We start from the raw sequence: 19,457 nt of genomic DNA, 5'->3' as shown, positions 1-19,457 counted from the left end.
GGATCGGTGCCGGGCCGGCGGCGGTTCATGCGCGAAGATCCCGGCGTCGCGCCGGCCGGCCGCTGCAGGCCGATTGATTTCCTACTCCGGAACGGGACCGCACGATCATCCCGCCGGCGCGCATCGCGGCGAAGGCGGCACCGCGAAAGGCCCGGGCCGCCCGACGACGGAGAACAGCCGACCCGACGGCCGCCTGAAGCCGGCGGACGAGCTGGCCGCCGCGTTCGGAGACGCAACGAGCCCGATCGGCGCCTACTGCGGCTCCGGCGTCACCGCGGCGCACACGATCCTGGCCCTGCACCGCGCCGGGCGTACCGACGCCGCTCTCTATGTCGGCTCCTGGAGTGACTGGATCACCGACCCGAGCCGCCCGGTCGCGACCGGGGAATAATGAGCGCCATGCCGGACGGCGCCGTGGTGGTGTGGGACGAGGACCTGCTCGGGTACGACCTGGGTGATCATCCACTCGACCCCGTGCGGGTCGAGCTGACCATCGCGCTGGCCCGCGAGCTGGGCGTCCTCGACCGCGACGGCGTCCGGATCGTCAAGCCGACCCCGGCCGACGACGCCGCGCTGACCCGCGTGCACCGGCCCGACTACCTCGACGCCGTCCGCGCCGCGCCGCACGACCCGTTCTTCCGCGGGTACGGCTTCGGCACCCCGGACAACCCCGTCTTCGACCACATGCACGACGCCTCCGCCCTGGTCGCCGGCGCGACGATGGCCGCGGCTGAGGCGGTCTGGCGCGGCGAGGCCCGGCACGCGGTCAACATCTCCGGCGGGCTGCACCACGCGATGCCGGGGCGGGCGTCCGGCTTCTGCGTCTACAACGACCCGGCCGTGGCCATCGCGCGCCTGCTCGACCAGGGCGCCGAGCGCATCGCGTACGTCGACATCGACGTCCACCACGGCGACGGCGTCCAGGCGATCTTCTGGGACGACCCGCGCGTGCTCACCGTCTCGATCCACGAGTCGCCGCTCACCCTGTTCCCCGGCACGGGCTTCCCGGACGAGATCGGCGGCCCCTACGCCGAGGGAAGTGCGGTCAACATCGCCTTGCCACCGGGTACGGGCGACCGCGCCTGGCTGCGGGCCTTCCACGCCGTGGTGCCGAGCGTCCTGCGCGCGTTCCGCCCGCAGGTGCTGTTCAGCCAGTGCGGCGCCGACAGCCACCGCCTCGACCCGCTCGCCGACCTGCGGCTGACCGTCGACGGCCAGCGCGCCGCGCAGATCGCGATGCGCGACCTGGCCGAGGAGCTGTGCGAGGGGCGCTGGGTGGCCACGGGCGGCGGCGGGTACGCACTGGTCGAGGTCGTCCCGCGGGCCTGGACCCATCTGCTCGCGACCGCGACCGGCGACCCGCTCGACCCGCTGCTGCCGACCCCGCCGGGCTGGCGGGCGCTGGCCGCCGCGCGGGCGCCCGGCCGGGAGGTCCCGCACCGCCTGACCGACGACGGCGACCTCGCGTTCGAGCCCTGGCAGCCGGCCAGCGACGACGCCGTCGACCGGGCCGTCACCCAGACCCGGACGGCGGTCTTCCCGCTGCTCGGCCTCGACCCGCTCGACCCGCGCGACTGATGCGGATCCGGGTCGCGACCCGCGCGGACCTGCCGGCCCTGGCCCCGGTGATCACGGCCGCGATCGAGGAGCTGCAGCGGGCGTACCTCGACCCCGCCCAGATCGCGTCGAGCCGGGCGATCATGGGCGTCGACACGCAGCTGCTCGACGACGGGACCTATTTCCTCGTGGAGACGGACGGCGCCGGCGCGATCGCGGGCTGCGGGGGATGGAGCCGCCGGGCCACCCTCTACGGCGGCGACCACTCGGCCGGCCGCGACGCGGCGCTGCTCGACCCCGCGAGGGAGCCGGCGCGGATCCGGGCCATGTACACGCATCCCGCGTACGCCCGGCGCGGTGTGGGTCGTCTGGTGCTGACCCGCTGCGAGGAGGCGGCGCGCGCCGAGGGTTTCCGGACGCTCGAGCTGATGTCGACCCTCTCCGGGCAACCGTTGTACGCGGCCGCGGGATTCGTCGCCGTCGAACAGCTCACCGACGCGACCGGGGGCACGCCGGTGCCCTTGATCAAGATGCGCAAGCCGATCGAGCCCTGACCGCCCCGGTCATAGGGTTGGGGCGAGAGCTAGGGGGTGTCGTGACCGAGCATGCCACGCAGCGGTCGGCGGACGTCCTACTGAGCGACGGCACCACCGTCCATGTGCGACAGATCCAGCCGGACGACGCGTCGGAGGTCGTCGCGGCGCACTCGCGGTTCTCGGAGCGGACCCGGTATCTGCGCTACTTCTCGCCGTACCCCCGGATTCCCGAACGCGACCTGCAGCGCTTCGTCAACGTCGACCATCGCGACCGGGAGGCGTTCGTCGTCGAGGTGGCCGGGCGCATCGCGGCGATCGGGCGGTACGACCGGCTCGGCCCCGACTCCGGCGACGCCGAGGTCGCGTTCGTGGTCGAGGACGCGTACCAGGGTCGCGGTATCGGACCCCTGCTGATGGAGTATCTGGCCGCCGCGGCGCGGGAAGCCGGGATCTCCCGGTTCGTCGCCGAGGTGCTGCCGGCCAACGCGACGATGCTGCGGGTCTTCGCCGATTTCGGGTACGAGGTCGAACGCCGCTACGCCGACGGCGTCGTGCATCTCGCGTTCCCGATCGCACCGACGGAAAGCTCGCTGGAGGTGCAGTGGCGGCGCGAGCACCGCACCGAGGCCCGGTCGATCACCCGACTGCTGGCACCCCGCGGTGTCGCGGTGTACGGCGCGAGCGCCAGCGGCCACGGCGTCGGGGCGGCGGTGCTCGGGCACCTGCGCGACGGTGGTTTCGCCGGCCCGGTGGTGCCGGTCCACCCGAGTGCGCAGCGGGTCGGCGGCCTCCCGGCGGTGACGAGCGCGGCCGACGCCGGTGTCGCCCTCGACCTGGCGGTGGTCGCGGTGCCGCCGGCGCACGTCGCGGAGGTCATCGAGGACGCGGGCCGGGCCGGGCTGCACGCCCTCGTCGTGGTCAGCGCCGGCTTCGCGGAGAGCGGCCCGGCGGGCGCGGCGGCTCAGGCGGCGCTCATCCGGGACGCGCACGCCCGCGGCATGCGGGTGGTCGGCCCGAACTGCCTGGGGATCGCGAACACCGATCCGGCGGTACGGCTCAACGCGACCCTCGCACCGCGGTTGCCGGCGCCGGGCCGGATCGGTTTCTTCAGCCAGTCGGGCGCGCTCGGCGTCGCGCTGCTCGCGGAGGCGGACCGGCGCGGCCTGGGCCTGTCGACGTTCGTGTCGGCCGGCAACCGGGCCGACGTGTCGGGCAACGACCTGCTGCAGTACTGGCGGGACGACCCCGGCACCGACGTGATCCTGTTGTACCTGGAGTCGTTCGGCAACCCGCGCAAGTTCGCCCGGCTGGCCCGCGGCATCGGGCGCGACAAGCCGATCGTCGCGGTCGCGTCGCCGGCCCGCTCGCCGGGCAGCACGGAACGCGGCCCCGACCCGGCGGCGGTCCGCGCGCTGTTCGCCCGCTCCGGCGTGGTCCGGGTCGACACGGTCGGCGAGCTGTTCGACGTGGGCGCGCTGCTGGCGACGCAGCCGCTGCCGGGCGGCCGGCGGGTCGGCATCGTGGGCAACTCACCGGCGCTGACCACACTGGCCGCGACGGCGTGCGCCGCCAACGGCCTGGAGGTCGCGGGGGGCTACCCGACCGACGTCGGCCCGGTGGCGGGCGCGCACGAGTTCGGCGACCGGCTGGCGGAGGCCGCCGTCGACCCGGGCGTGGACGCGCTGGCCGTGGTGCTGGCCCCGCCGCTGCCGGGCCGCGAGCAGGTGCGGTCGCTGACGCCGCTGCTCCGCCGCGAAAGCGTCGAGGGCGCGGTCTACGGACTCCTGCCCCTGTCGTCCTGGCAGCGGCGGCTGCTGGACCTGGTGGCACTGGCGGCGATGGTCGGCCTCCCGCTGCTGCTGGCGACCTACCTGACCGACGAGCTCGCCACCGTGCCGCGGGCCGGCGCATACGTGGTGGGATACGGCCTCGCCGCCGTGCCGGTGCTGCTCGTCCGGCGCCTCGACCATCAGCGGTGGCGCCGCAACCTCGCCTGGGTTGGCCTGGCCATGCTCTACCTCGCCGTCCCCCTGGGTGCCTTCGCGTCGTCCGGCGAGCAACGTGGCTGGACGATGTCGGTCCTGGCCGGCGTGGCCGGTGCCAGCGGCTTCCTGATCGGCCTCTACCTCGGTGACCAGGTGCGGATCCTGTTCCGCCGGTACGTCGCGTGGCCCCGGCTCGCCCGGCGCGGACGGACGAAGTCGCCGGCGCACATGGTGGCCACCAGGCTCCTCTGGCTCCTGCTCGGGCTGGCCCCGCTCGAACGCCGGGCCTGGCGCTCCGCACACAGCCGGCGCGAGGCGGCGACCCTGTTCGCCACGAGCGCGCGGGAGGTCGAACGCGTCGTCCCCTGGGAGATGTGGGCGGCGGGCGCCCGAGCCCGGGAGTGGCAGGACGACCGGCACCGGTGCCGGCTGGTGGCCGACCGGCTGCGCCGGATCGGGTTCCAGGTGGCGGGCGCCCACGATCGACAGACCTACCGCGACGCGTACGCCTCGGTGGTGGCGATGACCCAGGATCTCGTCGGCAACGACTGGACCCGCGCCACCGCCGGCGCCGGTGTCCCGCCCGCCCGGCTGCGCCTCTGGGCGGCCCGGGTCGTGCCGTCGGTGGCGCTCGGAGCCGGTGCCCTGCTGCTTCCGCTGCTGCCGGGGGTCGTGCCCGGCCAGGGCCTGACCGCCATCCAGAGCGCGCTCTGCATCGCCGCCGTGTTCAACCTGCTGCGCGTCGACAGCGGAACGCGGGACGCGGTCGTCAACGCCTACCGCGAGGCGAGCGGGCGCAACAACTGATCAGGACGGTCGAATGGCGGCACGGAGGCGGGCGGCGAGGGCGGCCTGCTCCGCGTCGGTCACCGGCAGGATGCCGCGGCTGCTCATGACGGCCGCGAACTGCTGCTGCTCGTACGGGACGCCGGGTGGCAGCGGCGCCACGTGCCAGTGCACGTGGGCGTTGCCCTGGTGCGAGCCCAGCGACATCAGGTAGATCCGCTCCGTCTCCAGCACCAGCTTGAGCGCCTCCGCCACGTCGTGCACCACGTCCGTGACGTGGCGGAAGAGCTGCCGGTCGCCGGTCACGTCGACCACGTGCGCGCGGGGCACCACCAGCGTGTAGCCGAGCAGTGGGGGAAAGCGGTTGAGGAACGCGGCGCAGGTCCCGTCCTCGTACACCATGTGGTGTCGATGATCGGGATCACCGCGCAGCGTCGCGCAGACGAAGCAGGGGCCGGTGCGGACCCGCTGCTCGTAGGCGGCGGCGTCGAACGGGACCCTCATCGCTTGAGCGACGGGCCGGTCACCGTCGGCGGGCGGGCGCCGAGGAAGAAGACACCGGGGAAGCCGCTGGTCTCGAAGCCGGCGCTGCGGTTGCCCTTCCAGGTCGTGTTCTCGACGCGCATCGTGCCGGTGCGGTCGTTGCTGACGAAGAACACCCCGCCGCCGCCCTCCTTGGCGGTGTTGTCCCGCACCACCGAGCCGGCGATGCGCAGCGTGAACAGGTTGCCGTCGAGGTAGATGGCGCCGCCGCTGCCACCGCCGGGTGTGCCCGAGCGGGCCGGGTTCGCGCCGCTGCCGATCGCCTTGTTGCCGGTGAACACGCTGTTCAGCACGACCCACGAGACACCGATGCTGGACAGGGCCGCGCCGTTGGAGCAGACCCCGCCCTGGAAGGTGCTGCCGACGACGTACACCGGCTCGTTGTGGAACTGGCTCAGGACCCGGATCGCCGCGCCGCCGAGGTCGGGGCCGGACGCGTCGCACCGGTTGTCGACGAACTTGGTGTTGACGGCCTTGAACCGGCCACCGCGTACGAAGATGGCCCCGCCGCCACCGCCCTCTGTCTCGTCGCCGGTCGAGTTGCCGCCGGTGAACGTCAGGTTCTGCACGGTCAGCCGGGGATGGTCCTGGTCCTGGCAGTGCGAGGTGGTGAAGCCCTGCGCCTCGTCACACGTGTTCATGTAGAGGATCCGCCGCTTGCCGCCCCCGCTGAGCGTGACCTTGCCGCCGCCGTCCAGCACGATCTTGGGGCCGTTGGCGTTGCGGATCTTCGCGGTGGCGGCCATCGTGATCGTGACCGGATCCGGGCCGCAGTTGAACGTGATGACGCCGCCCGCGGCGACCGCCTTGACCACGGCCGCCGATGTGCAGCTGGCCTTGGTGCCCGTGCCGATCGTCCTGGTCGGCTTGCTGGTGTTCTCCGCCCGGCCGTCGGCCGGGACCGTGGCCTTTCCGCCCGGGTTGCCGAAGCTGGCCGGCTTGGCCGTCGGCTTGGGCGTCGGGCCGCTGCCGATGCCGTCCTTGCCCGGTGCCGGTGTGGTCACGTCAGCTGACGCTGTCGTCACAGGTGGGCTCGGGGCCTGACCCTGAGTGTCCGCGGCCGGCGACCCCTGACCACAGGCCGAGATCAACAGCAGGAGCAGCAGGGGTACGGCGGTCGCGCGGATTGTTCGCACGGGCACGACCTTAGGGGTTAGGCGTGGAAGTCCGCGAGCCGTTCGCCTTCGGCGTGCAGTCGTTCGCGCTCGGTGGCCGTGAGCGGGCGGAACTCGTCGTAGGTGAGCGGGCCGTCGGTGGCCTTCCAGGTGCCGGCGACCGCGCCGTCGACGAGGAAGACGGGGAATGACTGCGGCGCGCGTACGTGAAAGATCCGTTTGCGGAACTCCTCGGGCAGGATGCCCGACCGTCGTGCGTGGACGAGGAGCGCGGCGTCCCAGTTGGCCAGGAAGCGCGGTGGTGCGTCGGTGTCGCCGTCGACGATCGGCCCGTCGGCGAGGTCGACGAGTTCGGTGCCGTCCTCGGCGCGGTAGGTGGTGGTATCCAGGTCGGCCAGCGTCGCGGTCACGGTGGCGATCGGCAGGCCGGCCCACGTGGCGATCTCCTTGCGGGTGGCCGGCCCGAAGCCGGTCAGGTATCTCGTGACGAGCCGGACCCGGCCGTCCTCGGCGGTGCCCTGCGGTGGGCCGACCCACTCGTCGGCGAGCCCGTAAAGGTCGGCGCGGCGCCGTTCCCAGGTGCCGCTGGGTGGCTGGCGGATCAGGTCGAGCCAAAGGCTGATGCCGCGCCGGCGGTCGGCGCCGATCAGCTTGTCGATCTCGCCCTGCTTGAGCGGGCCGTCCGCCAGCGCCGCCCGCAGGGTGGCGGCGGCCTGCTCCATCTCGTTGTGTGACGGCGTGCCCCGCCAGGCGCGCAGGGCCTGGATCCGGCGGTCCTCGCGGATGGCGAGCGCCCAAGGCCAGTAGTCGCGTCGGCTGACCGCGTGGATGGTGGAGCGCAGCAGGGTGCCCTGGATGATCTCCCCGTCGTGCAGGAGGCGGGTGACGGCGGGGCGTTCGACGCTGGCGGCGCGGGACCAGAGGCCGATGTAGATCGCTGGGCTGTATTGCGCCTGTAGACCCGCCATCCGCTCGAGCACCACAGGCAGATCTTGCTGGGAACGCTCCAACAGCAACTGGCGGTGCAGGAGCGTCCGGTTCAGTTCGTGAGCGGTGAGGACGCGGGTCATGTCGGTAACGGTGTCATATCCGCCAGGTGGCTGATGTCTCGGTGGCGATGTGCGTAGAGGCTGGTTGTCGTGCCAACCGGCCGCCCCACAAAGCTGTGAGCGGCGGCAACCCAAGAGCGATTCGGCCTCCGCAGGCGCCGATTCGATCAAAGGTTGCCGCCGCCCATGGTACGGGTTGGCTGGCCATAACCCTTGCGCTGAGACGGATCTAGTGGTTCGCCTCCACCCGATCCGGCATAGTCAGGCTCTTCCGATGTGGCCTGACTTGGTGCAAAATTACAGGTCGTGCCAAAGCATCCCGACGACGGAGGTGGGCGCTTTCGCGGCTGAAAAGTGTGATGCTGCCGAGTTGGCAAACGCGCCGGAGAGCGATACGGCGGCGATGCCGGCGGCGACGCTTGCTACTGCCACCGTTCTGGCGAACAGGGCGTGGAGTCTACGCTTCTGCATGGCGGGCTCCTACTGAGAGCTGTCGATACACCCTGGCCAGGTTTTAGGAAGATAGTGCAGCAGGAAGTGTCGCCAGACAAGCGCAAAGTGACGGCCCCACTACGGACAGTTGGCTTTACGCCACCTGGCGGATCGTCACCTGGATGCGAGCAATAGATACGTTTGACTTAGTTTTTCCTGCTATCTCGCATGCAATCTGCAACTTTCACGACCGTAATCGCCGCATAAGCCGGATTTATAGACTGCCGGCTAATGGGTGGAAAACCCTCGACGGCGCAGCGGAAGGGAGTCCCGGTGGCGGAGGCGCGGGCAGCTGTCGATCCCATCGGCCGGAACCGCCAACTGGGCACTCTGCGGCATGCCATCGATGATCTCCGCACCGGCCACGGCCGCGCATTCCTGATCGAGGGTGAGCCGGGCATCGGCAAGACCTCGCTCGTGCGCGCCGCGACGGCAGCCGCCCAGGCGGCCGGCGTCAACGTCCTATGGGCGGTCTGCGACGAGCTCAGCCAGGCTTTTCCCCTGTTGCCGATCATCGAGGCACTCGGCGGTCATCCGGACGTCCCCGCCAACGAACAGGCGCAGATCGCAGACCTGTTGCGCGCCGACCCGGGCGTCGGCAACCGCATGGAGGTCATTCCCGCCGCGACGGAGAAGCTGCTCACGCTCATCGAGGGCTTGTGCGGCGCACGGCCGACGATGCTCGTTGTCGACGACGTCCAATGGGCCGACCCGGCGACGGTCCAGTCCCTGGGCCGCCTCGTGCGCTGTGTGGACCACATGCCGCTGCTGGTCGTCGGCGCGGCCCGCACGATCCCGCGGCGCGACGACGTGTCGGCACTGCGGCGCGCCATCGAGCCCAACGTGCTGAAGATCGCGCACCTCGATGTCGACCAGGTCGCCGAGTTCGTCGCGCAGCTGGTCGAGGGAACGCCGGGCACACAGCTGCTCGAGCTCGCGGCTGGTGCCGGCGGGAACCCGCTCTACCTCACGGAGCTCGTCGACGTCCTGGTGCGCGCCGACGCCCTGACGCGTACCGGCGAGGCTGTCGAGGCGGCGAAGACCACCGCTCCACGATCGCTCTCTGCTGCGATCTCTGACCGGCTGGCGTTTCTGTCCGCGCCGGCACGCGACCTGCTGCGCGTCGCGGCGCTGCTCGGCATCGACTTCTCGGTGCACGAACTGGCCATCGTCGCCGGGCGGCGGGTGCCCGAGCTGCTTCCCATCCTTGATGAGGCGATTCTCGCGGGGGTGGTCCTCGACAGTGGCAACGAGATGGCGTTTCGGCACCCGTTGATCCGCGACTGCCTCTACGACGGCATGCCAACCGCGATCAGGGCCGCATGGCATCGCGACGCCGCCAAGGCCCTCGCCGACGACGGCGCCCCAGCCGAACGGGTGGCGCGCCAGCTCCGGCCCACAGTCGACGATGACAGCGCAGCCAGCGCGGTGGACTCCTGGGTTGTCGGCTGGCTTGCCGATGCGGCACCGCAACTCGTCGGGCAGGCGCCGAAGGTCGCGATCCCGATGCTCCGCTGGGCGCTCAGCGGCACGCCCGTCGGTGCGCCGTCGCACGACGTCATCGCGTGCCGGCTCGCCGACGCGCTCGTCCGCGTCGGTGACCCCGTCGGCGCTGCCGAGGTCGCCGCGGCCGCGCTCGTCCATGTCAAGAGCCCGGACCTGCTTGTCGACCTTCACTGGACGTTGACCACCTGCAACGCGGTGACGGGGCGGCACCACGAGACACTTGACCCGCTCGAGCGCGCTCTACGTTCGCCGGGCATGGGTCCTCAGCACCGCGGTCGGCTGCTCGTCCTGATGGCCCGGGCGCACCGAGCGCTCGGACAGATCGACGCGGCCGCGGAGGTGGCCCAACGGGCGCTGTCCACCGCTACCGAGGCCGGCGACCCGTGGGGTATGGGTTGGTCGCTGTTCGTGCAGACCATCCTGCACGGCATGCGCGGCGAGACCGTGCTCGCGCTGCCGCTCTATGAACGCGCCCTGGCCGTCACCGAGCAGGACCCAGGCCTTGCCGACCTGCGATTGCTGTTGCAAATCAACCAGGCTGTGGCGCTCGGCGTCATGGACCGCTACGACGAGGCCATCCGGGTTGCGCGGACGGTGCGCCACACTGCGGACCGTGTCGGCAACCTCTTCCGGCTCGCCCAGGCGCAGAGCGCGCTCGGCGAGCTGCTCTTCGACAACGGCAAGTGGGACGACGCGTTAGTCGAGATCGAGCTTTCCCTGGGCGTGTCGAAGAATCCCGTCGTCGACTGCGCGCAGCACGGACTCGCCGCCACCATCCGACTCCACCGCGGCGACCCCGACAGTGAACGCCACCTGTCCGCCGCGGCCCAGTTCAACGACCTGACCGGCGACCGGATCTGCCGCGCGTACGCGATGGCCAAGAGCCTCAAACTCGAGCGTGAAGAGTCGTTCGATGCCGCCCTGGCGGTGCTCCTCGACGGTATGTCCGACGTGCAGGACACCGAGGAGTCGGTCGAGCTGTTGGCCGACGCGGTGCGACTGGCGATGGCCGTCGGCGACAAGGCCGTGGCCAAGTCGATCGCCCAGCGCGCGGTCGCGGCGGGTGAGAGCTCGCCGGCACCGCACCGGCGGGCCGTGTCCCTGCATTGCCACAGCCTGCTGACCAACGACCCGGCCGGCCTGCTCGAGGCGGCCAACGGCTACCGAGCCGCCGGCCGCCCGTTGCCCCGGGCGCAGGCACTTGAGGCGGCCGCGCTGGCGCTAGCCGAACGCGGCGAAATGGCCGAGGCACGCAACCTCTTCACCGATGCCTTCGCGCTGTACGCCAAGTTGGGCGCCGAGTGGGATCTGGCGCGAACGCAGGCGACTTTCCGGTCGTACGGCATCCGACGCGGCCCACGGGTCCGCCACCGTCAGGCCCGGCGCGGCTGGGAATCGCTCACCCCGACCGAGGTCCGGGTCGCCGGCATGGTCGCGCAGGGCATGTCCAACCCGCAGATCGCCGCGCAGCTGTTCCTCTCCAAACGTACGGTGCAGACCCACGTCTCCCACATCCTCGCCAAGCTCGAGCTGCAGTCCCGCATCGACGTCGCCCGCGAGGCGAGTCAGCGCGACCTCACTGCCCATGTCGTGACCTGACAATTCGGTCTTCTGGTTTGGACACACACGGCGACGCCACATCGGGTGGAGGCGGCCCGATGTGGCGTCCGATCAATGTCCGTGGAGTCGGCGCGGTCAGAGCGGTGGTGCACCCCGCTGCCCGGGGATGCCCGGCCGGGGCGGGCGGCAGGTGCAGTCCCAGCCGCCGAAGCGGCGGCGGCTGCGGTACGCGCCGAGGCGGGGTGGGCTCGCACCGCAGCCGCAGCGTTGGCAGGCGCGGCCTGCCGTGGTGGAGCGGCGTCGGCCGAGCCATCGCCCGACCGGCACCGATCCGTAGCCGCGACCCAGGGTCGTCAGCCGGCGCGGCGACATGACCTGGTTGCGCTCGCCTCGGGGGTCGGCTTGGAGGCTCCGCGCTGTCGCGGGATGTAGGCGCGCGGCAGGTCGATCTGGTCGACCTCGTCGCGTCCGCCCATGGTGAGCAGGTGGCGGCCCAGGTGGGCGCGGAGGCTCGCCTCCCAGACGCTCTGCTCGATGTGTGGTGGCGCTACCCAGCGGTGTGAGCTGTCGCTGTAGTGGAGGTGTTCGTCACCACGACCAAGGATGCTCAATTACGACACCTTCTCCGAAGGCTCCGGCGCCGGCGGCCCCAGCGCTCAACCAAGAGCTTCGTCCGGGCGGGTGGCTGAGATAACGGCGAACAGGCCGACATTGACGTCCATGCGTGACCCCCGAAATGGCGTACGTATGCAAATGGCCTTCCAGACATGGGCCACCTGGCGGATGTCCGGGTGGCGTTTCGCGCGCAGGCTCGATAGAACCGAGCGTCAAGGTCCTCGCCGGCGTACCGCCAAGGGGCTGCGGTGGTGGGAGACACAGGGGACGTGACCGACCCCCCGACGGTCACGCCCCCTGCTCGGGTAGCCGCGGGAAGGCCGTGAAGCAGCGCACACCCACCCCCACCAAGATCGGCACGGCAGTGCAGGATGGAGGAGGACAGGGTGAGGGGAGCGCATGGCAGGCCGGATCCGCGAGGAGGACATCGCGCTCGTTCGCGAGCGGACCGCGATCGCCGACGTCATCTCGGAGCACGTGACGCTCAAGAGCGCCGGTGGCGGCAACCTCAAGGGCCTGTGCCCGTTCCATGACGAAAAGACCCCTTCGTTCACGGTCGCGCCGGGCCGCAACGTCTTCTTCTGCCACGGTTGCGGCAAGGGCGGCGACGCGATCTCGTTCCTGATGGACGTCGACCACCTGACGTTCGTCGAGTCGGTGGAGCGGTTGGCCGGCCGGGCCGGCATCCAGCTGCGCTACGTCGAGGGCGGCCCCGCCCCGATGCGGGCCCAGCAGCAGGGGCAGAAGCAGCGCCTGGTCGCCGCGCACCTGGCCGCCGCCGAGTTCTACGCCGGCCAGCTGACCACCCCGGGCGCGCGGCTGGCCCGCGAGTTCCTCGCCCAGCGCGGCTTCAACCGGGCCGCCGCGCAGGATTTCGGCTGCGGGTTCGCGCCCGAGGGCTGGGACCCGCTGACCCGCCACCTGCGCCAACAGGGCTTCACCAGCCAGGAGCTCGTCACCGCCGGGCTGGCCCGGGAGGCCCGCTCCGGTTCGCTGATCGACCGCTTCCGGCGCCGGCTCGTCTGGCCGATCCGCGAGCTGTCCGGCGACATCATCGGCTTCGGCGCGCGCAAGCTGTTCGACGACGACGATGGCCCCAAATACCTCAACACGCCCGAAACGCCGCTCTACAAGAAGTCGCACGTGCTCTACGGCATCGAGCACGCGAAGCGGGAGATCGCGCGGCAGGGCCGGGCGGTGATCGTCGAGGGCTACACCGACGTGATGGCCTGCCACCTCGCCGGCGTCAAGACGGCCGTGGCGACCTGCGGCACCGCGTTCGGCGGCGACCACATCAGCGTCCTGCGCCGGCTGCTGATGGACACCGACGCGTTCGCCGGGGAGATCATCTTCACCTTCGACGGCGACGCGGCGGGGCAGAAGGCGGCGCTGCGGGCGTTCGAGGACGACCAGCGCTTCGTCGGGCGGACGTTCATCGCGGTCAGCCCCGACAACATGGACCCGTGCGAGCTGCGCCTGGCCAAGGGCGACCTCGCCGTGCGTGACCTGGTCGCGCGCCGCGAGCCGATGGTCGACTTCGCGCTGCGGCAGATCCTGCAGAAGTTCGACCTCGACACCGTCGACGGCCGGGTCGAGGCGATGCGCCGGGCCGCGCCACTCGTCGCCAAGATCAAGGACCGGGAGAAGCGGCCGGAGTACGTCCGGAAGCTGGCCGGCGACCTCGGCATGGAGATCGAGCCGGTGCAGCGGGCCGTGGCGGGTGCGCACGCTCCCGCCGCGACGGCGACCGCCGCGGCCAACGCCGCCGCCGCCCAGGCCGACACCCCGCAGTCGCGGGTCGAACGCGAGGCCCTCAAGCTGGCCATCCAGGTGCCGGTGCTGGCCGGGCCGATGTTCGACGCGATCGGTGCCGAGGCCTACTCGACCGAGCCGCTGCGGGTCGTGCGCGAGGCGATCGCCGAGGCCGGCGGCGCGGTCAGCGGCACCAGCGGCGCCGTCTGGATCGAGCGGGTACGCGACGCCTGCGGCGACCTGACCGGCAAGGCACTGGTCGGCGAGCTGGCGGTGGAGCCGATGCTGCGCGACGGCGACCCGGACCCGCACTACGTCTCGGTGCTGCTGGCCCGGCTGCAGTGGGGCGCGACCGACGCCCGGATCCGCGAGCTGAAGTCGAAGGTCCAGCGGATCAACCCGGTGACCAGCAAAGACCAGTACCTCGCGCTGGCCGGCGAGCTGTTCTCCCTCGAGCAGCACGCGCGCGCCCTGCGCGAACAGGCGGTGGGTGGACTGTGACGGGCATGTGGGACCTGTTCCGGCGCAAGGTCAAGCTGCCGGCGGACGCCGGCGTCACGCTCGAGCCCGACGAGCGGGTGATCGCGTGGTCGCGTACGCAGGCCGGCCCGTACGTCGTCGCCACCGACCGCGGCCTGCGCCTGCCCGAACACGACCGGCTCGACTGGCACCGGATCCACAAGGCCGTCTGGTCCGGCCGCGAGCTGACGGTGACGGCGGCCGAGGTGGTCGAGGAGCGCGAGGGTTACCAGGTGCTCGCCGACGCGCCGGCGCAGACCGTGCTGCTGGTCGAGCCGCGGGAGATCCCGGAGCAGGTGCGGGCCCGGGTGACCGGTTCGGTCTCGTACACCGCGCACCACGTCGTCGCCGGCGGCGGCGTGCGGGTGGTCGCCCGCAAGGTCCGCGGCCGTGACGGGCTCGCCTGGTCGGTGCGGTACGACCCCGGCACCGAAACGTCCACACCGGACGTCGTCGCGGCCACCGGCGCGCTCGTGGCGGAAGCACAGGCGGCGACCACACCCAAGGACCTCTGACCGATTCTGCTCAGCGGGCGCCGATAACCGCTGTCGTTTCGTCGTACGCCGTGGCTATGGTCCGCGATGTGACTGACGGCAGGCCTCTGATCGAGGCGACGGGGCTGGTGAAACGCTTCGGTGGGTTCACCGCCGTCGACGGCATCGACGTCTCCGTGCGGGCGGGCGAGGCGTTCGGGTTCCTCGGTCCCAACGGTGCGGGCAAGAGCTCGACCATGCGCATGATCGGCTGTGTGTCGCCGGTGACCGCGGGCCGGCTACGCATCCTCGGCATGGACCCGGCGCGCGACGGGCCGGCGATCCGCGCCCGGCTGGGCGTCTGCCCGCAGACCGACAACCTCGACCCCGAGCTGACGGTCGCGGAGAACCTGACCACCTACGCCCGGTTCTTCGGCATCCCGCGCAAGGTGGCCCGCGCCCGGGCCGCCGAGCTGCTCGAGTTCGTCCAGCTCACCGAGCGCGCGGGCAGCAAGGTCGAGCCCCTGTCCGGCGGCATGAAACGGCGCCTGACCATCGCCCGCGCGCTGGTCAACGAGCCCGACCTGGTGCTGCTCGACGAGCCGACCACCGGCCTCGACCCGCAGGCCCGGCACCTGGTCTGGGAGCGGCTGTTCCGGCTCAAGCGCCAGGGTGTGACGCTGGTGCTGACCACGCACTACATGGACGAGGCCGAGCAGCTCTGCGACCGGCTGGTGGTGATGGACGGCGGCCGGATCGTGGCCGAGGGCTCGCCGCGCGAGCTGATCGCCGAGCACTCCACCCGCGAGGTGGTCGAGCTGCGCTTCGCTGCCGAGTCGCAGGAGGCGTTCGTCGACAAGCTGGCCGGCATCGGCGAGCGGGTCGAGCCCCTGCCGGACCGGGTCCTGCTCTACGTCGACGACGGCGACGCCGCGGTGGCCACGGTGCACGAGCGGGCGTTGGAGCCGGCGAGCGTGCTGGTCCGGCGCAGCTCCCTCGAAGACGTCTTCCTGCACCTGACCGGCCGGACGTTGGTGGACTGATGGGGGCGGGTCGCGGCCGGACCGGTGCGATGTCGAGCGTCGCTGTGACCGGCGCACCTCCGCGGTGGGGTGCTGATCGGGTGGCGACGGCTCCGCGATGGGCGCGGGTTTGGCGGCTGACAAAGGTGCGGGCTGGTGGGCTGGTGACCGCGCGGCGATGGGTGCGGGCTGGTCGGCTGGCGACGGCCCGGGAACGGGCGTGGGTTTGGCGGCTGACGACGGTGGGGGCTGGTGGGCTGGTGACCGCGCGGCGATGGGTGCTGGCTGGTCGGCTGGCGACGGCCCGGGAACGGGCGTGGGTTTGGCGGCTGACAACGGTGGGGGCTGGTGGGCTGGTGACCGCGCGGCGATGGGTGCTGGCTGGTCGGCTGGCGACGACCCGGGAACGGGCGCGGGTTTGGCGACTGACAACGGTGCGGGCTGGTGGGCTGGTGACCGCGCGGCGATGGGTGCGGGCTGGTCGGCTGGCGACGACCCGGCAACGGGCGTGGGTTTGTCAGCTGACAACGGCGCGGGTTGGTAGGCGGACGGCGGCGCGGCGATGGGTGCTGGCCGGTCGGCTGGCGGCGGCGCGGCCTGGCCGGTTGGCTGTGGCATGGGAAAGGACGCGGGTTGGTTGGCCGGAGACGGGTCCGGACCGGGTCCGGTATGGCGGCGGGTGGCTACCGCTGCTCGTCGCGGGTCCGCCGGCGGTGGGCGAACGCCGAAGCCAGGTAGCCGAGCCCCAGCAGCACGGTCAGCACGGCAAGCGCGAGCCGCACCGCACGGCGCGCGCCGCCGCCGTCGTCGTCGAAGGCCGCCAGTGTCGTCTGCGCAACTCCGATGACCAGCCAGAACCAGCCCAGGAACAGCGCCATCGTCGGTGTGTTCGTCAGCTGCCACCAGGGTTTGCCGCGAGGTTCCACGGTCGTCGATTTACCCTGCGGCGGCCCGGCGCACTCACTGGCGCGGCTGGCCGGCCGACCCGAAAGGGAGCGCGGCCATGACCGCCGCCGTGGCCGTTTTCGAATACCACCTGGTCGGCTACCGCCGCACCTGGCGGGGCTCCGCGTTGGGTTCGTTCCTGCTGCCGCTGCTGACCATGCTCGGCTTCGGGGTGGGCGTCGGCGCCTACGTCGACGGCGGCGTGGGGGGAGTGTCCTATCTCGACTACGTCGTGCCCGGGCTGATCGCGTCGACCGCGTTGCAGGTCGGCGTCGGCGAGGCGACCTGGCCGGTGCTCGGCAACTTCGAGTGGCACAAGATCTATTTCGGCCAGGCGGCGGCGCCGCTGCGGGTGGGCGACGTTCTCGGCGGCCACCTCGCGTTCGTGGTCTTTCGCGCGCTGCTCTCGTCGGCGGCCTTCCTGCTGGTCTCGGCGCTCTTCGGCGCCCTCCATTCGCCCTGGGCCCTGGCCACGCTGCCGATCGTGCTGCTGCTCGGCTGCGCGGTCGCGGCGCCGACGTTCGCCTACAGCGCGAGCATCTCCTCCGACAGCTACCTGGCCTTGCTCTTCCGGTTCGCGGTGCTGCCGATGTCGCTGTTCGCCGGCGTCTTCTTCCCGGTCGAGACGATGCCGGCGGTCCTGCGCTGGATCGCCTACCTGACCCCGCTCTGGCACGCCGTCGACCTCTGCCGGGCAGCCACGTTGGGTGTCGCGCCCGCGTGGTCGGCGGCCGGGCACGTCGCCTATCTCGCGTTGTGGGCGGGCGGCGGTTGGTGGCTCGCGCACGCACGGTTCCGCAAGCGGCTGGTCTTCTGAGGCCCGCAGACGAGGAGTGATCGTGGTAGCGCTGGTCCTGCCCCGGCTGGTCGGCTTCGAGGGCCCGGTACGCCGGTCGGCGGCGGTCGCCGGCCGCAACGCTGACGCGCTGCGCTCGGCGTACTGGCTGGTGATGATCTCCGGGTTCGCCGAGCCCGTCATCTACCTGCTGTCGATCGGCATCGGCGTGGGGAGCCTGGTCGGCGACCTGACGTTGCCGAGCGGCGCGGTCGTCGACTACGCGGCGTTCGTCGCGCCGGCCATGCTCGCGTCCGCGGCGATGACCGGTGCGCTCGCCGAGACCACCTTCAACTTCTTCGGGAAGATGAAATACATGCGGCTGTACGAGGGGATGCTGGCCACCCCCGTGCGGCCCTTCGAGATCGCGCTCGGCGAGCTGGCCTGGGCGATGGTCCGCGGCTCGCTCTACTCGGCCGCGTTCCTCGTGGTGATGGTCGCGCTCGACCTCACGTCGGCCGGCCGGGCGCTGCTGGCGTTCCCGGCCGCGGTGCTGATCGGCTTCGCGTTCGGCGCGCTCGGCATGTCCCTCGCGACGTTCATGCGCAGCTGGCAGGACTTCGACCTGATGGCATCCGTCCAGTTCGCCCTGTTCCTGTTCTCGGGCACGTTCGTGCCGGCGGAGAGCTACCACCCGGCGTTGCGGTGGCTGGTCGAGGTCACGCCGCTGTACCGCGCGGTCGACCTGATCCGGGGCATATCGATCGGCACCGACGAAGTCCTAGGCGGATTGATCGACGTCGGTTATCTTCTGCTCGTCACCGTGGTCGGCCTCGTGATCGCCGGCCGGCGCATGACGACGCTCCTATGTAAGTAGCGCATCACCGCACGTCAGCGCGTTTTGGCCGGACGAAACCGGCATCTCCGTCGCACTGCCGCGAAGATTCATTGCCTGTGCCGACAGCTTTTGTTGCTCCCAGCAAAAGTTATCTCCAAGAGATCCGAAGCTCTTTACACCCACAGCGGAAGCTCATACTGTGTCGTGCACAACACCCGGACGTTGCGCCGGTGTGAACGGGTCGACCTAAGGATGGGTGCCGTGCGGGCTGTTGAGCCACTGCACCTGCGGCTGCTCCGGCTGCTGCGCGACAACGGCGCGGTCTCCCGCGCCGAGCTCGCCGACCGGCTGGAGATGCCGCGGCCACGGCTGCTCGCCGAGCTCGAACGCCTTGTCTCACTGGGCTACGTCGCCGAGGCCGGGCTCGCCGCCTCCCGCGGCGGCCGCCGTTCCACCCTTGTGGAGCTCAGCCCCAAGCTCCGCTTCGCGGCCGTCGACCTGGGCGCCAGCTCGATCGACGTCGAGGTGGTCAACGGGCGGCTGGAGCAGGTCGCGGCGTACGCGGAGCCCGCCGACATCCGCAGCGGCCCCAAGGGCATCCTGCTGCGGGTCAACGAGCTGCTGCACAAGGCCAAGGTGGACGGTGCCTACGAGCGCCTCGACGCCGTCGGCATCGGCGTCCCGGGCCCGGTCAGCTTCCGCGACGGCGTGCCGGTGTCACCGCCGATCATGCCGGGCTGGGACCGTTTCCCGGTCCGTGAGCTGCTCACCCGCGAGCACGGCTGCCCGGCGGTGGTCGACAACGACGTGAACATCATGGCGATCGGCGAGCGTCACGGCGGTGTCGCGCACTCGGTCGACGACTTCCTCTTCGTGAAGATCGGCACCGGCATCGGCTGCGGCATCTACCTCGGCGGCGAGGTCTATCGCGGCACCGACGGCTGCGCCGGCGACATCGGCCACATCCAGGTCGACTCGCACGGTCCGATGTGCTCCTGCGGCAACGTCGGGTGTCTCGAGGCCCTGTTCAGCGGCGCCGCGATCGCCAAGGATGCGACTGCCGCGGCCCGCGCGGGCGGCTCGCCGGCGCTGGCGGAGCGCCTGGCCGCCAACGGCGTGGTCACCGCGGTCGACGTCGCCGAAGGCGCCATCGAGGGCGACGTGGTCTGCATCCGCCTGATCCGCGACGGCGGCCGCCGCGTCGGCGGCGTGCTCGCCGGCCTGGTCAGCTTCGCCAACCCCTCGATGATCGTGATCGGCGGCGGCCTGGCCCAACTCGGCCACATCCTGCTGGCCGAGATCCGCAGCGTCGTCTACCGACGCTCCCTCCCGTTGGTCGGCATCCGCGACACCGTCGAGCAGGCCCGGATCCCCCTGATCGGATCGGTC

14 protein-coding genes and 2 pseudogenes are annotated in these 19,457 nt (G+C 71.6%); 11 read left to right on the top strand and 5 right to left on the bottom strand.

Going from position 1 to position 19,457, the window contains the following annotated elements; genetic code table 11:
* The 4 genes and pseudogenes from AB0H87_RS20485 to AB0H87_RS20470 form a co-directional block, all read left to right on the top strand.
* Positions 1 to 391: pseudogene (locus AB0H87_RS20485) on the top strand (hypothetical protein); the annotation flags it as partial.
* A gap of 8 nt (positions 392 to 399) precedes the next feature.
* The gene (locus tag AB0H87_RS20480; protein ID WP_360147625.1) at positions 400 to 1,578 is read left to right on the top strand and encodes an acetoin utilization protein AcuC; all 1,179 of its coding nucleotides are present in this window, start codon (positions 400 to 402) and stop codon (positions 1,576 to 1,578) included.
* Positions 1,578 to 2,111, top strand: a complete 534-nt coding sequence (locus tag AB0H87_RS20475; protein ID WP_360147622.1) for a GNAT family N-acetyltransferase — start codon at positions 1,578 to 1,580, stop codon at positions 2,109 to 2,111. Before AB0H87_RS20480 ends, AB0H87_RS20475 begins: the two co-directional genes overlap by 1 nt.
* An 11-nt stretch (positions 2,112 to 2,122) precedes the next feature.
* A pseudogene (locus tag AB0H87_RS20470) lies at positions 2,123 to 3,811 on the top strand (GNAT family N-acetyltransferase); the annotation flags it as partial.
* A 1,074-nt stretch (positions 3,812 to 4,885) separates the two neighbouring features.
* Here the strand turns inward: AB0H87_RS20470 and AB0H87_RS20465 are convergent.
* From AB0H87_RS20465 to AB0H87_RS20455, 3 genes are all read right to left on the bottom strand, one after another.
* Entirely contained in the window at positions 4,886 to 5,368 is a 483-nt protein-coding gene (locus AB0H87_RS20465) for an HIT family protein (protein ID WP_360147619.1), read from the bottom strand.
* Positions 5,365 to 6,411 carry a hypothetical protein gene (locus AB0H87_RS20460; protein ID WP_360147616.1) on the bottom strand — a complete coding sequence of 349 codons (1,047 nt, stop codon included), beginning with the start codon at positions 6,409 to 6,411 and terminating at the stop codon, positions 5,365 to 5,367. Before AB0H87_RS20460 ends, AB0H87_RS20465 begins: the two co-directional genes overlap by 4 nt.
* A 149-nt stretch (positions 6,412 to 6,560) precedes the next feature.
* Entirely contained in the window at positions 6,561 to 7,592 is a 1,032-nt protein-coding gene (locus AB0H87_RS20455; protein ID WP_360147613.1) for a winged helix DNA-binding domain-containing protein, read from the bottom strand.
* A gap of 744 nt (positions 7,593 to 8,336) precedes the next feature.
* Here AB0H87_RS20455 and AB0H87_RS20450 point away from each other — a divergent pair.
* Positions 8,337 to 11,168, top strand: coding sequence for an AAA family ATPase (locus AB0H87_RS20450; protein ID WP_360147610.1), 2,832 nt, complete (start codon positions 8,337 to 8,339; stop codon positions 11,166 to 11,168).
* 314 nt (positions 11,169 to 11,482) lie between these two features.
* Here AB0H87_RS20450 and AB0H87_RS20445 read toward each other — a convergent pair whose 3' ends face one another.
* A complete protein-coding gene (locus AB0H87_RS20445; protein ID WP_203705556.1) occupies positions 11,483 to 11,740 on the bottom strand; it encodes a hypothetical protein in 258 nt (85 codons plus the stop codon).
* A gap of 403 nt (positions 11,741 to 12,143) precedes the next feature.
* Between AB0H87_RS20445 and dnaG the strand changes: the two genes are divergently transcribed.
* The 3 genes from dnaG to AB0H87_RS20430 all read left to right on the top strand — a co-directional run bounded on the left by dnaG (position 12,144) and on the right by AB0H87_RS20430 (position 15,531).
* Positions 12,144 to 13,997 (top strand): DNA primase, encoded by a 1,854-nt coding sequence (gene dnaG, locus AB0H87_RS20440; protein WP_360147606.1) that lies wholly within the window; start codon positions 12,144 to 12,146, stop codon positions 13,995 to 13,997.
* A gap of 5 nt (positions 13,998 to 14,002) precedes the next feature.
* Positions 14,003 to 14,530 carry a hypothetical protein gene (locus AB0H87_RS20435; protein WP_360147603.1) on the top strand — a complete coding sequence of 176 codons (528 nt, stop codon included), beginning with the start codon at positions 14,003 to 14,005 and terminating at the stop codon, positions 14,528 to 14,530.
* Positions 14,531 to 14,598: 68 nt separating this feature from the next.
* Entirely contained in the window at positions 14,599 to 15,531 is a 933-nt protein-coding gene (locus AB0H87_RS20430; RefSeq protein ID WP_360147600.1) for an ABC transporter ATP-binding protein, read from the top strand.
* Positions 15,532 to 16,193: 662 nt separating this feature from the next.
* Here the strand turns inward: AB0H87_RS20430 and AB0H87_RS20425 are convergent.
* Complete coding sequence (locus tag AB0H87_RS20425; protein WP_360147597.1) at positions 16,194 to 16,436, bottom strand: hypothetical protein; 243 nt, start codon at positions 16,434 to 16,436, stop codon at positions 16,194 to 16,196.
* Between the two features lie 77 nt (positions 16,437 to 16,513).
* Between AB0H87_RS20425 and AB0H87_RS20420 the strand changes: the two genes are divergently transcribed.
* From AB0H87_RS20420 to AB0H87_RS20410, 3 genes are all read left to right on the top strand, one after another.
* On the top strand, positions 16,514 to 17,272 hold the full coding sequence (locus tag AB0H87_RS20420; RefSeq protein ID WP_360147594.1) for an ABC transporter permease: 759 nt from the start codon (positions 16,514 to 16,516) through the stop codon (positions 17,270 to 17,272).
* A gap of 22 nt (positions 17,273 to 17,294) precedes the next feature.
* Complete coding sequence (locus AB0H87_RS20415; protein WP_360147591.1) at positions 17,295 to 18,107, top strand: ABC transporter permease; 813 nt, start codon at positions 17,295 to 17,297, stop codon at positions 18,105 to 18,107.
* A 222-nt stretch (positions 18,108 to 18,329) separates the two neighbouring features.
* Positions 18,330 to 19,457: ROK family protein (locus AB0H87_RS20410; RefSeq protein WP_360147588.1), on the top strand; the 1,128-nt coding region annotated here is incomplete at its 3' end.

The organism is Asanoa sp. NPDC050611, from assembly GCF_040654855.1.
Classification (GTDB): domain Bacteria; phylum Actinomycetota; class Actinomycetes; order Mycobacteriales; family Micromonosporaceae; genus Asanoa.
This window is presented reverse-complemented; position numbering and strand designations above follow the sequence as displayed.